Annotated in this window: 11 protein-coding genes; 5 read left to right on the top strand and 6 right to left on the bottom strand. The window is 45.5% G+C overall.

Annotation, left to right across the window (positions count from 1 at the left end; genetic code table 11):
• Positions 1–170 precede the first annotated feature (170 nt).
• Positions 171–2,978: a CHAT domain-containing protein gene (locus RID53_RS04070; RefSeq protein ID WP_446386896.1), complete on the top strand. Its 2,808-nt coding sequence runs from the start codon at positions 171–173 to the stop codon at positions 2,976–2,978.
• On the opposite strand, the gene RID53_RS04075 is transcribed toward RID53_RS04070, so the two are convergent.
• Entirely contained in the window at positions 2,953–3,723 is a 771-nt protein-coding gene (locus RID53_RS04075) for a DUF928 domain-containing protein (RefSeq protein ID WP_446386897.1), read from the bottom strand. The two genes, RID53_RS04070 and RID53_RS04075, sit on opposite strands and share 26 nt — an antisense overlap.
• A 534-nt stretch (positions 3,724–4,257) precedes the next feature.
• Here RID53_RS04075 and RID53_RS04080 point away from each other — a divergent pair.
• The 3 genes from RID53_RS04080 (at position 4,258) to RID53_RS04090 (ending at position 9,532) form a co-directional block, all read left to right on the top strand.
• Complete coding sequence (locus RID53_RS04080; RefSeq protein WP_446386898.1) at positions 4,258–4,551, top strand: hypothetical protein; 294 nt, start codon at positions 4,258–4,260, stop codon at positions 4,549–4,551.
• 728 nt (positions 4,552–5,279) lie between these two features.
• On the top strand, positions 5,280–6,617 hold the full coding sequence (locus RID53_RS04085; protein WP_446386899.1) for an AAA-like domain-containing protein: 1,338 nt from the start codon (positions 5,280–5,282) through the stop codon (positions 6,615–6,617).
• 14 nt (positions 6,618–6,631) lie between these two features.
• Positions 6,632–9,532: a CHASE2 domain-containing protein gene (locus RID53_RS04090; protein ID WP_446386900.1), complete on the top strand. Its 2,901-nt coding sequence runs from the start codon at positions 6,632–6,634 to the stop codon at positions 9,530–9,532.
• 25 nt (positions 9,533–9,557) lie between these two features.
• Here the strand turns inward: RID53_RS04090 and RID53_RS04095 are convergent, their stop codons facing one another.
• From RID53_RS04095 to RID53_RS04110, 4 genes are all read right to left on the bottom strand, one after another.
• A complete protein-coding gene (locus RID53_RS04095; protein WP_446386901.1) occupies positions 9,558–11,441 on the bottom strand; it encodes a protein kinase domain-containing protein in 1,884 nt (627 codons plus the stop codon).
• A 286-nt stretch (positions 11,442–11,727) separates the two neighbouring features.
• Positions 11,728–11,850 (bottom strand): hypothetical protein, encoded by a 123-nt coding sequence (locus RID53_RS04100; RefSeq protein ID WP_446386902.1) that lies wholly within the window; start codon positions 11,848–11,850, stop codon positions 11,728–11,730.
• Positions 11,851–11,861: 11 nt separating this feature from the next.
• Positions 11,862–12,671, bottom strand: a complete 810-nt coding sequence (locus RID53_RS04105; protein WP_446386903.1) for an RDD family protein — start codon at positions 12,669–12,671, stop codon at positions 11,862–11,864.
• A 20-nt stretch (positions 12,672–12,691) separates the two neighbouring features.
• Positions 12,692–13,630, bottom strand: coding sequence for a DUF975 domain-containing protein (locus RID53_RS04110; protein ID WP_446386904.1), 939 nt, complete (start codon positions 13,628–13,630; stop codon positions 12,692–12,694).
• 82 nt (positions 13,631–13,712) lie between these two features.
• Here RID53_RS04110 and RID53_RS04115 point away from each other — a divergent pair, with 82 nt between their 5' ends.
• A complete protein-coding gene (locus RID53_RS04115) occupies positions 13,713–14,675 on the top strand; it encodes a stage II sporulation protein M (RefSeq protein WP_446386905.1) in 963 nt (320 codons plus the stop codon).
• Positions 14,676–14,710: 35 nt separating this feature from the next.
• Here the strand turns inward: RID53_RS04115 and RID53_RS04120 are convergent, their stop codons facing one another.
• Positions 14,711–16,594 carry a WD40 domain-containing protein gene (locus RID53_RS04120; RefSeq protein ID WP_446386909.1) on the bottom strand — a complete coding sequence of 628 codons (1,884 nt, stop codon included), beginning with the start codon at positions 16,592–16,594 and terminating at the stop codon, positions 14,711–14,713.
• Between the last annotated feature and the right edge of the window lie 171 nt (positions 16,595–16,765).

Raw genomic sequence — 16,765 nt, forward strand, 5'->3', positions numbered from 1 at the left:
CAATTGCCTGAGGTGTTTGTCGTAAGCGCTGAAGCGCTTGTGGCACGCTTTGTGCCTACTACGAACGAACATCAATATAGAAGGTTTGATGATATGAAATATCCAGTATCCTTACATGGAAATAAAATATCAAATGTCGGTGTTCCTCGGACGTTTAATGGGTGAGCCAAATGGGTAAATTTACGCCTTTCTTGAATCGCGCGATCGCTCAGGTTTGTAGTCAGCGCTTTAGCGCTTATGGCACTCAAGTGCCTACTAAGAACGGCGCGATCGCTTCAAGGTTTATAGTCAGCGCTTCAGCGCTTATGGCACTCAAGTGCCTACTACGAACACGAACGGCGCGATCGCTCCTCTTGGCTCTGGTGGGGTTAAGCTTAAGTCTGGGTATCCATATAGTACCCCAGGTACGGGCAGAACTCCCTGTCGCCACGGACAATCTAGCCTTAGTACAAGTGGGTAAAAATCATTACAATGCTGGACAGTTTGCCGCAGGTATACAGGTTTTGCAACAAGCAGCACAGGGGTACGCCGAAACTGGGAATCCCCTCCAGCAAGCCCAAGTCTTAAGCCTGCTGTCATTAACCTATCAGAAACTGGGACAATGGCAAGCGGCTGAACAAACGATTCAAACCAGTTTATCGTTACTCGACACTGTACCGCAGGTGAATCCAATTGTTCGCGCTCAAGTATTAAATGCTCAAGGGCGTCTCCAATTAGCCACAGGTAACGCTGAAGCCGCATTAGCGACCTGGGAAGAGGCAGAAACCTTTTATCAGCAAGCCGATGATCCTGTGGGTGCGATTGGCAGCAAAATTAATCAAGCCGAGGCAATGCAATCCCTGGGATTCTATCGGCGCACGGCACAGCTTTATCTGCGGCTGGAACAAGCCCTTTTCGCGTTAGACGATTCACCTGTTAAAGCAGCAGGCTTGCAAAATTTTGGCAATCTTTTGCGACAAGGGGGAGATTTAGAAAAGTCTCAGGATATGCTCACCCAAAGTTTGGCGTTAACTCGAACCTTAGCCTTATCCGAAAAAGAGAGTCAGATATTATTGAGTTTAGCCAATACAGAGCGAACCTTAGCCCAACGCGCCCAAGTGTTTCAGGAACCCGCCGCCAAAGACTATACCCAAGCTGCCTTGACTTACTATCAACAGGCGGCGATGAAATCCACGATTCCTATAACCCGCATTCAAGCACAACTTAATCAATTGAGTTTAGTGATCGAGACTGAATCCCTGTCACCGGATCAAGGATTATTATCCTCAATCGCAGCCGGATTATCAGATTTATCGGCTAGTCGTGCTTCTGTCTATGCCCATGTTAATTTTGCTGAAAGTTTGCTCAAAATGTCCGATTTAATGGTACAGAAGCAAAGCTCTGATGATATAGTGGCAATCCTAAATACAGCGATTCAACAGGCTGAACGTTTAGCAGACCAACGGGCGATATCTTATAGTTTAGGTACTTTAGGTAAGTTCTATGAAAAAACCCAAGACTGGACAAATGCCAAAACTGTGACTGAAAAAGCACTTCTGATTGCTCAACAGATGAACGCCCCCGATATCGCCTATCAATGGCAATGGCAAATGGGGCGATTACTGCAAGCACAAAGCCAAGATAATTCTCAAAATCTACCTGTTAATCCAGACGCGATTACTTATTATACTCAAGCTGTTAAGACGTTAAACAATTTACGTGGTGATTTAGTCGCCCTCAATCCCGAAATTCAGTTCTCGTTCCGAGAAGCAGTAGAACCCGTTTATCGTCAATTTGTTGATTTACTTCTGGGTTCTCCCACTCCCAGCAAAGCTAATCTGAGCCAAGCCCGTAATATCATGGAAGCCCTACAACTGGCTGAACTGGATAACTTCTTTCGCGATGCTTGTGCCGCACCAGCAGCCGTGGATATTGATAACGTCGATCCCCAAGCCGCGATTGTTTATCCAATTATATTACCTAATCACTTGGATGTAATTCTCAAATTACCTGGACAAGATAACCTACGTCACTATGCTCATCAAGGTATCTCAGAAGCTCAAGTTGATCAAGCTGTGGAACAATTGCGCCTGGATTTAACCAAGCGCAGTACGAGCATCAGTGAAATTAAACAGGATGCGGCACAACTTTACGATTGGTTAATTCGTCCCTTTGAAGCTGATTTAGATCCCGCCAACTCAGATAACCCCACCGTTAAAACCTTAGTATTTGTCCTCGATGGTTCCTTACGCAATGTTCCGCCCTCTACTCTCTATGACGGAGAAAAGTATTTAATTGAGCGATATGCAGTGGCGTTAACGCCCGGTTTACAACTCCTAGAACCCAAACCCCTCAGCCGCGAGAATTTCCGAGGGTTGATTGCGGGAACGACGAATGCACCTAGCTTTGAGCAAGAGGGATTTTCTACTCTAGACAATGTAGCTAATGAGTTAGCCGGAATCCAACAGCAAATCACCCTGAATCAAATTCTAGAAAATCAGGACTTTGTTAAAGAAAATATCCGCAATCAGATTAATATGGCATCCTTTAATCTGGTACACATTGCCACTCACGGCAAATTTAGTTCTAATCCTCAACAAACCTTTCTCTTAGACTGGAGTGGGCGGATTAATGTTCAGGATTTAGATAGTTTATTACGCACCAATGAACCCAATCATACCAGCGCTATTGAATTACTGGTTTTGAGTGCTTGCGAAACCGCAACTGGGGATAAGCGTGCCGCATTAGGATTAGCCGGAATTGCCGTGCGAGCAGGTGCCCGCAGCACATTGGCGACATTGTGGCAAGTTAATGATGCATCCACTGCCGAATTTATGCAACGGTTTTATCAACAGTTAAAAGAGCCTCAACTGAGTAAAGCTGAAGCTCTGCGGCAAACTCAAATTGCGTTTTTAACCGAGTATCCAGATAATCCCGACAAAGATTACCTACGCCCCTATCACTGGGCACCGTTTATTCTGATTGGGAATTGGTTATAACATCGCTCGGTATCACACTACCAACAATGGGTTCTTGCTCAATTTCTTTTAACCCAATGCGTTCATCCCCTAAGAGTTCTAGCCAGATACTTTTCAATGTCGAATCGTTAGGGTATTCCAAGCGTAATTGAGCTAATTCCGTGAGCATATCATACCAAACGTCATGACGGGCGTAAGCAGCAACCCGTTCTAGGGGATTTTGAGTTTGACTTAATTCCGCCTCAAGTTCAGGAAATTGGGGAACTCGTCGCACAAACCCGGTTAGCGATGCTGGTGCCAGTCGAGTTGCTGATTGCGGGGATTGTGTTGAACGGGGACAACTTATTTCAAAATACCAGCGATAGGTTTTACCTATTTCTAACGGCTTTTCTGTCTTGGGAATCGTGACACTGACAATTCCTGGTGTGGCTGGCAGTTTAAAGGTGGTACGATAAATATCATCTTCCCCATGTTGAATAGAAAATTCTCCAGAGGATACTTTGTCTGAACCGTAGGGGACATAAACCCAAAAGGTGGGATATTCACTCACGGTTAACTGGAAATTCTTACCACCCGCCATGCGAGTGAGGAAAAGATCTCCTTCGGTGTATTCGCAGTCACCACGAGTACCGGTGCCATTGTCAGTTGTAGGAGTACCATTACCATCATCACCGGGTAAATTGGGCAAAAGAGAGGGAATCGATATTGGCTCAAAGATAGTATTCGACGACTCAACCTGTGCCATGGCTGGGGAAAGATGAGTCATTAGACTAAGGATAATACCTATTGCTAGTACGGGTTGGCATCGAGGGATAAGCCTAAATTGGAAAATGTTCATGTCTCTGTTTGTAATGATACTAAGCTGTTCGGCATTTAAACTTTAATATCAATAACGGCGAAAGCCTTGTAGTGCGAGCATCTTGCTCGCTACTAATACCCAATTTAAATGCATGACAGCTTAGAGGATAGAACGTAGTTTTATTATCGGTAGGGCAGTTATTTGAGTAGGAAAGCCGGGAATAATTTAAAGGGCTTTCCTGGAACTTCTCACCCAGACAATATTTTTGCCGCAATATTTAATTATAGATGCACCCGTCACGTTTTCTGTGATAATTTCCCCTATTCTAAATACACTAAATAGTTACTCCAAATATGATATAAGGGAAGATGGGGAGTTGAACCCCAAAATAAATTGGGTTCAAACAATTGATAAAGATGAAGATACATCGGGATGACAATATCTGTGATTGGAGCTTCCTCTTCTAGTTCATTTTGATTTTCCTGATTGAAAAATGTGAGAATGCTATTTCTGAAATTGTCTGATTCTGGAAGCCAATTTAGTCCGTTATTAAGAAAGTGGCGACGAGGGGGGGGTTCCGGATCTGGAATAGAAAAACAAGGAAAACCAAAATTACAGAGAAAGGGAAAAGATTGTGAGAAAGAAGATTGTGAGAAAGAAGATTCAGAGCGAGAAGAGCGACTAAAACTATTTAGCAAAAATCCTGAATACGCCGGATATAACAGTAAAGAAGTATCAGGAGTGTATGAATTCCAAATGCTAAGTCTCATCTGTGTACCAATTCTCCTTTTTTAGTAGTTAGGAAGGGGTTGCTGAGTGAATTTGTTGGCTTTGCCTTCCCTTTTCGGTTTTCATTATCGATGACAATTACCCCAAATAAATCGGGAAAATTCAGGACTTGAAAATTCAGGAAAATTCAGGGTGTTCGGGAAAGTTGAGGTTGATTTTCGTAAATATTAGGGATAATTTTATCGTACTTGTATCCTGATAAGTATTAAATTTTACAACTCAATGTAACGATTAGCTTAATGGTGAGAAACCCGATCGCTATCCTACCCCACAATCCTGAAACTCCTTTACCCTAAAAAGGTTGAGCCATTCTCATCAACTAGCTGAACCCTAATTGTATCAAATATTACCTTTTAAATTCTGTCAGTGCTTCCCTGATAATTGTATCAATATGTAAAAAATATCGTCAGTTTGCTATGGTTAAACTAGAAACTCTCTATGACTCTATTCGGGCTGCCAGAGTCTCGCCAACGGCATTCCCAGCCAAAATGTCGAAAATGTAGAGACGTGGTGTCACCTTTCTACAGGCGGCAAAACCGAGCTATTGGATAGTGATGATTTAACGATTACACAGCCAGTATTACCCGACAAAATTGCCGTTCAAATCCATCGGAATAATTCAGGAAAATTCAGGTTTATTGGCTTGTGTAATTTTCGCAAAATCTCACTTCATCTCAGGGTGTATTCGTATTTACTAAGATAAGATAAATAGGTTAGTTTGAGCATCCATACCAATGACATTTGATATCGATGACGCCATTCAAATGGCGAACCAAGCCATATCCCGCAGCGCTCACCGCAGCTTAACTGATGTAGAAGTCATTGTCCTCAAAGGAGCATGGCAACGTCAGGACTATGATGAAATTGCTGCTAAACATCAATATTCCACCAGCTATATTAGTCAAGATGTTGCCCCGAAGCTGTGGAGACTCTTGACCAAAGCTTTAGGAGAGAAAGTGAAAAAAAATAACTTTAAGCAAGTATTGGAACGACATTGGAAACAGCAGCACTTTTCCGATGCTTCTTTGAATTCAAGTTGGCAATCTTCAACCCATTGTCTTTCTCAGCAAAAACCGCCCAAATCATTCGCCCCTGACTATTATGTAGAACGTTCTCCCCTGGAAACCACCTGTTATCAAACCCTCTTACAAACGGGAGCATTAGTGCGGGTTAAAGCGCCCAGTTTAATGGGCAAAACTTTACTCGTGAATCGGGTATTAGCTGAATTGGCAACTCAAGGCTACCGCACCGCAAGTTTAAGCTTTAAGCTAGCTGATAGTAAGATTCATTTCACTCATCTGGATAAATTCTTGCGCTGGTTTTGTATTAATCTCTCGCGTGAACTCGGTTTACCCAATGCCTTAGATGAGTATTGGGATGAAGAGGATATGGGGTCTAAAGTCAGTTGTACTACTTACTTTGAAGACTATCTCTTAGCTTCAGGGAATAATCCCATCGCTTTGTGCTTAGATGATGTCCATTTACTCTTCGCCTATCCCGAAATTTATGAAGACTTTTTTGGACTCCTGCGTTCCTGGTATGAAAAAGCTAGAAGTCGCAAACGGTGGCAACTATTGCGCTTAATTATCGTCCATTCCACTGATGTTTACATTCGCCTCAATATTAATCAATCACCATTTAATGTTGGCTTACCCATTGAACTTGCTGACTTTACCTTAGAGCAGATACAAGAGTTTGCCCAAAACTATGGACTCAATCCCGATTTGAGTTACCTTCAACCCTTAATCAACATGATCGGAGGACACCCTTATTTAGTCGAACGCGCCTTTACGCACTTAAAAAATGACCCCAACATGACCCTTGAACAACTCTTAGCCACTGCGCCAACGGACGCAGGAATTTATGCTAGTCATTTGCGAGAAAATTGGTTGTATTTACAGTCTCATCCTCAACTAGCAGAGGCGTTTAAAACTGTTGTTACGACTAAAACGCCTGTACAACTTGAACCCATGCAAGCCTATCAACTTCATAGTATAGGTTTAGTCAAACGGTCGGGAAATAAAGTCGAACCCCGCTGTGATTTATATCGTCAATATTTCTGCAATCATTAAGGAGCGAATGCCTAATGGGAGCGGATGAACTCAACAGGGCTGATCGGTATCATCTTGGTGGAAGCTTACCCGCTGATGCACCAACTTATGTGGTTAGAAAAGCGGATTCTGAACTCTATAACGGTTTATTAGCCGGGGAATATTGCTATGTCCTCAATTCTCGGCAAATGGGAAAATCTTCCCTGCGAATCCGTACCATGTGCAAACTCAAATCCCAAGGAATTGCCTGTGCTGAAATTGAACTGAATGGTATTGGTAGTCAACAGATTAGCGCCCAGCAATGGTACGGTGGAATTATCCAAGAATTAATTAGTGGGTTCGATTTACAAGTGAATCGACGGAACTGGTTACGGGAGTATGAGGATCTCTCCCCGGTGCAGCGTTTGGGCAAATTCCTGGAAACAGTATTGCTGGCACAGATTCCCCAAAACATCGTTATTTTTATCGATGAAATTGATAGTGTTTTGGGATTGAGCTTTCCGGCTGATGATTTTTTTGCCTTGATTCGTAACTGTTATGACAAACGGGCAACTAAATTTGACTACAAACGCCTTACCTTTGCCTTATTGGGAGTCGCCACCCCATCGGATTTAATTCAAGACAAACATGCGACACCTTTTAATATTGGTCGGGCAATTGAATTGAAGGGGTTTCAAGTTCACGAAAGCGCGGCTTTAATTCAAGGGTTAGTCGGACGAGTTAGCTGTCCCCAAGCTGTATTAAGAGAGGTATTGTACTGGACAGGAGGTCAACCGTTTCTCACCCAGAAATTCTGTTGGCTTCTGGTGAATTATTGTCACCAACAAGAAAATGGACTCTGCACAATTCCTGAGAATGAAGCCCCCCGATGGGTGGAACAGTTTGTGCAAACGCAGATCATTGAAAATTGGGAAGCCCAAGATGAACCGGAACATCTGAGAACGATTCGCGATCGCCTGTTGGGGCAACCTCACTGTTGTCAACAATCACTCCAGATTTATCGAATCATTTTAGAACAGGGAAGTGTTGAGGCGAAAAATAGTCCTGAACATATCGAATTGCGGTTATCGGGGTTAGTGAATAAACACCAGGGAAACTTAGTGGTTTATAACCCAATCTATCAATCGGTGTTTAATCTGGATTGGATTGAAAAACATTGTCCTAAGGAACGGATTCTTGCCATCGTTTTTACCGATGTGGAATCATTTTCGACAAAAATGGCAGCCGATGAGAAGCATACCTTGGCACTTCTTCAAAGGGATTTTCAGCTAATCCGGGGATGCTGTGAGCAGTTTTCTGGCGAGATACTCAAAGGGTTGGGAGATGGGTGGTTGATCCGCTTTGATAGTGCAGAAAACGCCGTCGATTGCGCGATCGCGATCCAACAAGCCATCAAAACCGCTGCGGCGAATTTACCCAAGCGTGACATTCTCCGCCATCGCATTGGTATCCACCTGGGGGAAGTATTTTTCTTGCAAAATGATTTCGGTGTTTCACCCTCCCGTAATTTTATCAACACCTATCAGGATGATGTGATGGGTAATGTGGTGAATGTGGCGGCGCGGCTGCAAACTGAAGCACCAGCAGGCGGGATTTGTATTTCCCAAACCGTCTATGAAGCCGTTCAGGATCATCTGAATGGAGTGAAGGATCAGCAACAGCTTCAGATTACGAAAGCCGGAGAACGCCTGTTAAAGAATATTCCCCGACCTATCCCCGTTTATATTATTACCCTTGATCCATACCTGCAACCCTGGTGGTGGAAAATACTCATCCTCTTGATCACAGCCGCGATCGCGACAGGTTTGGTTGTAGGAGTGCGATCGCGCGGTGGGTTGGAGTCTTGGGAACTTCAAGTTTTTGATCACCTGATGCGGTTACAACCCCCTGAAGAACCCGATGAACGACTCTTAATTGTGGAGATTACCGAAAAAGACGTTCAGGCTCAACCCGCTGAAGAACGAGTGGGTGCGTCTCTCTCAGATCGCGCCTTGGCTGAACTCCTGGCTAAATTAGAGTCGTATCAACCCCAAACCATTGGCTTAGACATTTATCGCGATCGCCCAGTAGAGGACAACTATCCAGAGTTAGCCCAAGCCATGGAAACGAGCGATCGCTTGTTTACTATTTGTCATTACGGTAATCCTGGCGTTGTACCGCCACCGGAAGTGTCAGGGGAACGACAAGGGTTTAATAATGTTGTCCTCGATACCGATGATATTCTGCGTCGTCATCTTCTCGCGGTTTCTGACGCCTCGCCCTGTCAAAATCAATACGCTTTTAGTATACAGGTTGCTAGTCATTACCTAGCCGCCCAAGGAATTAAGCCACACCTGAATTCCGACGGGTATCTTCAGCTTGGCTCAACCGTATTTAAAACCTTAGATACAAACCCTGGCGGCTACTCGACGATCAATTCCAGTGGTCACCAAATCTTACTCAATTACCGCGCCACGAATCAGATTGCTGAGAAAATTACGCTCACAGACGTTCTAAATGGTCAACTCAATCCTGAACAGGTAAAAAATCGTATTGTTCTAATTGGCACCACGGCTCCCAGTTTTAACGATCATCGTTGGTTCACTCCCTATAGTAAAGGACAAGGAACCGTTCAAACCATGACCGGAATAGAAATTCAAGCGCAGATGGTCAGTCAAATTCTCAGTGCTGTTTTAGATCAGCGACCCCTGATCTGGTGGTGGTCAGAACCCATTGAGATCCTGTGGATTTGCGGCTGGTCTTTAATCGGCGGACTACTCGCCCAAAATTCTCGTTCACCACGAGGGTTTCTGATCCGAGGCGGAGTCGCGATCGCTATTTTATACGGAAGCGGCTGGGTGCTTTTCCTGCAAGGGGGTTGGATACCCCTAGTTCCCGCCGCGATCGCTTTGGTGATGAGTGGAGGTATGCTGATAGTTTTCTCTCAGTTTAAATAACATCTCTGCGCCTCAATCATCCATTTTAATTTTGCCCCCCTACTTCTGACTGATCACTGTTTTCGGATGGTGACGAAGAACCCGCCGGACATTGAATAGTATTCTCCACCACTTCCGGTTGACTGGGAGGGGTTTTTGACGGTTGATTCGTTTGACAAATTTGATCACTCGTTGAGTCTCCAGTGACAAACACCGCTCCGGTATAACTCCTTAAATCCGGTTTTTTGGCTTGCGCCGTAACCAGCGCCTGCTGTTGATTCGCGGAGACGATCTGATACTGGTAAGATTCAGGTTGCGATTGCAAGGGAATTGCCAACTCCTCGAAGCTAGAGGCAAATTGTCCATGTTGTAAATAGAAAATTTGTTGGCTTTTATTCACCGAATTAATAAACGATTTTGCCTCTAATTCTCCCGCTAAATCAATCGGCGGCAAGGGTGAAGGTGTCAGGACAGTGTGAGTGGGTAAGATTGGTTGAGGTTCATTGGGAGATAGAGTAGATTTTGCCTGTTGATTCTCTGGGGTGGACTCGCTATCCTTTGCGGTGTCTGGGGATGGAGAAGAAACCTGATTAGAAAACGGACGCTGTTGCCAATACACATAGAAAGGAGTCACCGCTACTCCAACAATCAGCAAGCCAACGACTGCTATCCATTTGGCTTTTTTCCCTTTCAGCAGATTGAGCCGATTCGACTGAATCGGTTTTTTGGCTGGAGAGAAGGATTGGGAGGGATTGGACTTGGACGCAACTGTTCCCCGGGGACTCGTCTGCGATTCATCCTTGATAATCTGCGTTGGTGCGTCCGGAGCATAATCCCATTGCGCCGTAGCATCTTGGTTATCAAGATTTGTCTCTGATGGGCGATTGTTGACGGCTGAATTTCGAGGATGTTTGCGCGATGTCGCTGCCGAATTTTCTCCGGTTCCGGTCAACGATTGGGCAGAATTTCTCATGCCCGACTGACCCGTTGCTCCGCTAGTTTTCCTTAACATGCTAGTGGGCATATCGGTCGATTTTGACTCTGGGGTTTTCCCCCGTTGCCCAAGGGTTCCTTTGCCTGAAGGGAATGTAATGATACCCGAATTGTAATGACTTAAATTATTCAGATCAGCTAGAACTGCTGTGACGGAACGGTAACGCTGACGGAAGTCATAGCGCACCATTTTATCAATTACATAACCAAGTCCTGGGCTGATATTGAGTTGATTGCGCCAGCTAAATTCACTGGTTTCAGGGTCTTGGGGCAATTGTTTTGGGTGTGATCCGGTCAATGCTTGGAGACCAATCATTCCCACCGCATAGATATCACTGCTAAAGCGAGGTTTTCCGGCTAATTGTTCGTTGGGCATATACCCGGCTGAACCAATGGCAATCGTCAGCGCCGTTGGTTCATGGGTTTCCACGGGTTGAGTACTGATTTGTTTAACCGCGCCAAAATCAATTAAAACAATTTTATTATCGGATTTGCGTTTGATGATATTGGCGGGTTTAAGATCCCGGTGAATCACTTGATGCTGGTGAACAAATTCCAGAATCTTTAAAATCTCTTGTAATAGCCGAATAACAATTACTTCTTTTAATGGCTTACCCTGGGGTAAGAGTTTAGATAGACTATCACCTTCGATAAATTCTTGGACTAAATAAAATTCTTGATTTTCTTCAAAGTGAGCAAACAGTCGTGGAATTTGCTCATGGTTTCCTAATTTGTACAGAACCTCAGCTTCGGTATTGAATAAACGTCTTGCTGTCTGCAACATCGCCGAATCAGTGGTTTTTGGCTTCAGTTGCTTGACAACACACCAAGGATGACCTGGTAATTGTTGATCTGCTGCGAGAAAGGTGGTTCCAAACCCACCAGCCCCAAGCTGACGAATAACGCGGTAGCGCCCACTAAGTATAATATCGGTCATGAGAGTTTTATCTAGGTTGTCAGCGAAAGCCATCTGATCCAACGAGACTACAAATTGCACATTAGTCTAACTTCATTGTCGCTGGTGATCCGGCAAGGTAACAATCAATCGGTGTTGAGTGGATCACGAATTCCCTCCATGTTCACGCCTTTATTCACTCTATGAAATCCTAGCACCCAGCATCGGTCTAAGCGCTTTGTAAGCCAAGCGATGAGCGCTTCCTTGCTGACATTGGATTCGATAGAGTCCTGCACCCTTCCTTTTTAGGATAATCGCAATCGGGTGATCATTGAAAGGCTGACTCTATCACCAGGTCTATCACGAGTACCCGATCGAGTATTCCCAGTTTGAGCGATCGCGGTAGCGATTGGTTTGAGTTCAGCCCTTGGCTGGCAATGATCTGGATCACTGCTTTTCAGTTTATCCAGAGTAACGGCTAGAGTCAGTCGAAGATTGCTGCTGATAGGCTAGATACACGGCTTCCAGAAAGACATTTGCCGTAACCTTTTGAGGCACATTTTCCAGGTCAATGATGTCTTTCACCTGACTTGCCAGTTGTCGGCTTAACGCCGTGCGGGATTGTGGTGTCATCCCTCCACGCCGTTGCAAATACTCTCGAATGACAGCAAAATCATCGGGTAATAAGCGAGATAAATCAGCTTGAGTCTGGAGTTGATTTGCCAGAGTTGTGGCTGATTCCGATACCGAAACGTTGGCGGCGGTAAGGGGTTGTTCTTCCTGAATCACTACGGTTCCAGCAACCCAATCTCCAATCCGCTTTTCGCGTTTTCCTAAAGCGATGAAAAATACTCCCAGAAAAAATAAATCATCAACGGGTCGTAGTAAAGCCCGTAACGTGGCTTGCTGGAGTCTCGCAGGTCTGCCATCATCGCGAATGACGCGAATTTTCACATAGCGCTTTCCTGGCGTTTGCCCTTGCCATAAGGTTTCAAAGAAAACAAAGTAACCAACATAGATAAAAAATGAAATTAAGAGTTGGATAGAAACCAGCCAAAGCTCTAATTGAGTTTCACTGCCGATTACATCTTCAATAACATCAATAAATTGAATGGATAAAAATACCCACGTAATTAGGAAAACAATTAGAATGAATCCCCAGACAATATAGTCAATTAACAGGGCATAGGCTCGATTACCGATTCCAGCAAGCGTGAATTCCAGTTCAACACTTTCTGGGGTTTGCAGCGTAATTCGGTTAAAAAATCGCATGGCAGATAGAATTCATAAGTTTAGCGTAGCTGCATTCCCAAACCTTCTCGACGACTGCGGAGGTCATAGTAAACCACAGCTTTAATGGCTTGCCAGAAGGGTAAGAGCAATACACCACTTACTAATCCCAAAACATATCCCACAATCAATGAAAGTATTTGAAACCCCACTGATGTTGGATCTGCCGCTAAAACCCTCAATAAAACCCCCTGAAGTATACTGACAATGATTTGAACAATAATATAGATAGGGATTGAAATCAAAAAGGCAACAGTTAACGTCAAGAAAACTCTCCCCACATGATTTTTAGTCAAACTCCAACTGCGTTGGATAGTTTTACTAGCCGTTATATTTTCTTCTATAGCCAAGGGAACCTCATACATAAACAACCTTGTGAAAATTCGGACAATTAAACTTAATGCTATACCGAATACTATAATCCCTATTAATCCTAAAACGACTAATATTGCCATATTATCCTGTACAGAAACCGCCAAAAATCCACCCAGAATACCCAGAACTAAAGCAATGAGATAGAACCCAATCCATATACCAAAACTTAAAAGTAAAAACAGGAGATAAGCCCGCAAAAAAATCCAGAGTTTCGGACTGACTTGACGGCGAGCATCTCTAGCGCTTTCGGGTTGATTGGTTAATTCACAAAAGGCTAATCGTGAGATAAGTGCCGAGTTGACCATATATTTAGCCATGCCATAAAAAAACAGGACTAAACCCGCCGGAATCAGTAGTCCTAAAATGGCTGGATTTGCCTGCTCATAAATTAACACCAGAGGAATAGGAATTAGAACAACAAATGGCAATAACGCCCACAACGTTGCTCGGAACGCGATACCAAAATAGACTTTCAGGTGATCGCGATACAGCCGCAAGCCAGCGCTAACCACATTACCCACACTCAGGGGTCCTATGGATTGGCGGGGGTTGGGATTCTGGGACATTGGCTAAACATCTCCTGATCGGTGAAATGCTGAATTTAAAGCTATCTTAAGCTAAGTTAGGCAGAATCTTCAGTGAAATTTCATGAACATTCAACGTTGGATTGCGCGGCGGGAACCCAATTGGAAACGGTTGGAGACTCTGTTGCGGCAAGTGGAAAAAAAAGGGTTAAAGTCGTTACAGGCGGCGGAAATTCGGGAACTGGCGAGTTTATATCGTTCGGTATCGGCAGATTTAGCCCGGGCGAGAACGAACCAGGTGGGAACTCTCCTGGTGCAAGATTTACAACGGTTGACCTCTCGCGGCTATAACCAAATTTATCAAGGTTCTCGACGTCAGGAATGGCAAGCCGTGTGGCAGTTTTGTCGCTGGGGGTTTCCAGAGGTGGTGCAGCGCACTTGGGCTTACACCGCCATCGCCACAGCGATTTTTTTGGGGGCGGCGCTGGTGGCGTGGTGGTTGGCTTGGACTGATCCGGTGTTTATGTCGCTGGTGGTTCCTGATCATTTGATCGAGAAGGTGCGCGATCGCGGAGAATTATGGATGGGTTCGATTGTGGGTATTGAACCCTTAGCCTCTAGTAATATTATGATTAACAATATCCGCGTCTCCTTCGGCGCGGTTGCGGGTGGCATTACCGCGGGTGCCTATACAATCTTCTTGATGGCATACAACGGCTTGCATATCGGTGCTGTCGCCACGTTAGTTGGTCAAAATAACTTGGCATATCCCTTCTGGGCGTTTGTATTCCCTCATGGTTCCCTGGAACTCCCCGCCATTTTCCTCGCTGGGGGTGCCGGCTTGTTAATCGGTCGCGCAATTCTGTTTCCTGGACAATATCGTCGGATGGATGCGATTAAAGTGTATGGGGCTCAAGCCGCCCAGTTAGTCTTTGGCATTGTGCCGATGTTAATTATGGCTGGGATTATTGAAGGCTTTTTCTCGCCGAATCCTCTGGTGCCAGATTTAATTAAATATGTGGCTGGCGTGGGACTGTTTACCCTGTTAGTCCTATACGTTACTCGTCCCTTAAGCCCTAATCTGTAAACGTCTACCTCTGCCTTATATCGCACTACGCACAGTTATAATTTCCTTGCCCCTAGCCGCTGGAGTGTGGCTTTCTGGGCATCGGTTAAACCTGTAATCTGAGTAATATTCATTCCTTGATAAGGGGGTTGAGATTTGAGGGTTTTCTGACACTCTCCTGTATTTACATCCCAAATCTTAATCGTTTCGTCAGAACTGCCAGTCGCTAGGGTTTGACCATTGGCACTCCAGGCGACGAACCCAACCCAATTGCTGTGTCCCAGTAAGGTGTTCAGGCATTCATCGGTGTGGGTGTCCCATAGCTTGACGGTTTGGTCATGAGACCCTGTAGCTAGGAGGCGTCCATCGGGATTCCACGCCACAGAGGAGATGGAATTGGTATGTCCGGATAAGGTTTTCAGGCATTCACCCGTATGAATATCCCATACCTTTATCGTTTGGTCGGAACTGCCAGACGCCAAGGTGCGTCCGTCGGGATTCCAGGTGACTGACCAGATGATATGGTGATGCCCAGATAAGGTTTTGAGGCATTCACCCGTATGAATATCCCATACCTTTATCGTTTGGTCGGAACTACAAGATGCTAGGGTGCGCCCATCGGGACTCCAGGCGACTGACCAGATGATATTGCTATGCCCCCGTAAAGTTTTCAGGCAATTCCCCCTGTCCGTATCCCATAGTTTTATGGTTTGGTCATAACTCCCCGACGCCACGATGCGTCCATCGGGACTCCACGCCACAGATGAGACGACACTGGAATGCCCCACCAATGTTTTCAGGCATTCACCCTTGTCCGCGTCCCACAGTTTGATGGTTTGGTCGGCGCTACCGGACGCCAGAATCGGTTTGTTGGGACTCCATACCACTGACCAAACCCAATTATTGTGTCCCTGGAGGGTTTTCAGGCACTTACCTGTCGTCGTATCCCAGAGTTTCACGGTTTTGTCGTTACTGCTACTGGCAAGGGTTTGCCCATCCTGACTCCAGGCGACGGATAAGGCTGAATCAAGGTATCCTTGCCAGGTGTTCCAGCATTGACCCGTGCGGGTATCCCAGAGTTTCACCGTTTGGTCAGCGCTACCGGAGGCGAGGGTCTGTTTATCGGGACTCCAGGCGACGGACCAAATCCAATTCTTTTGTCCCTGAAGCGTTTTCAGACATTTCCCGGTGTGAGTATCCCACAGTTTCACGGTTTGGTCATGAGACCCGGAGGCGAGGAGGCGTCCATCGGGATGCCATGCGATTGACCAAATCCAATCCCGGTGTCCCTGGAGGGTGTTCCGACATTCACCGCTGCGGGTATCCCAGAGTTTGATGGTTTGGTCGGAACTGCTAGAGGCGAGGGTATATCCATCGGGATTCCAGGCGACGGACCAAATCCAATCCTGGTGTCCCTCGAGGGTGTTCAGACAGGCACCGATGTGGGTATCCCAGAGTTTGATGGTTTGGTCAGCGCTACCGGAAGCGAGATGGTGTCCCTGGGGACTCCAGGCGACTGAGCAGACGATGTGAGTATGTCCCTGCAATGTATTCAGGCATTCACCAGTGTGGGTATCCCAGAGTTTCACGGTTTGGTCATTACTGCTAGAGGCGAGAATTTGTCCATCGGGATGCCATGCCACGGATAAGACCCAATCCTGGTGTCCCTGGAGCGTTTTTAGACATTTCCCGGTGCGAGTATCCCAGAGTTTGATGGTTTTGTCGCTACTGCTAGAGGCGAGGGTTTGTCCATCGGGACTCCATGCCACTGACCAGACTAGATTACGATGTCCCTGAAGCGTTAACCAGGGTTGACCATCGCTGACGCGCCATAGACGCACGTCTGGAGTATTATCGCCTGTGGCTAACTGTTGACCATCGGGACTGAACGCGGCTGAGATAACACCGCCGAGGGTTTGGGCAAAGAGGGATTTATCCAGATGGCAATAGCTGAAATTGACGCCCGGTAAGGGGCAGGGCTAATTCATTGTGATGAGAGAAAATTAGGACGACCAGAATTTAGCGTAAACTAAATCTTGCAGCCATAGTTTAATCGAGTCATTTGCTTGCTATGAAGGTCAATCTCCTGGAAGCCTTAACCCAAGTGCCAG

This window comes from Coleofasciculus sp. B1-GNL1-01 (assembly GCF_040220235.1).
Classification (GTDB): Bacteria; Cyanobacteriota; Cyanobacteriia; order Cyanobacteriales; family Coleofasciculaceae; genus Coleofasciculus.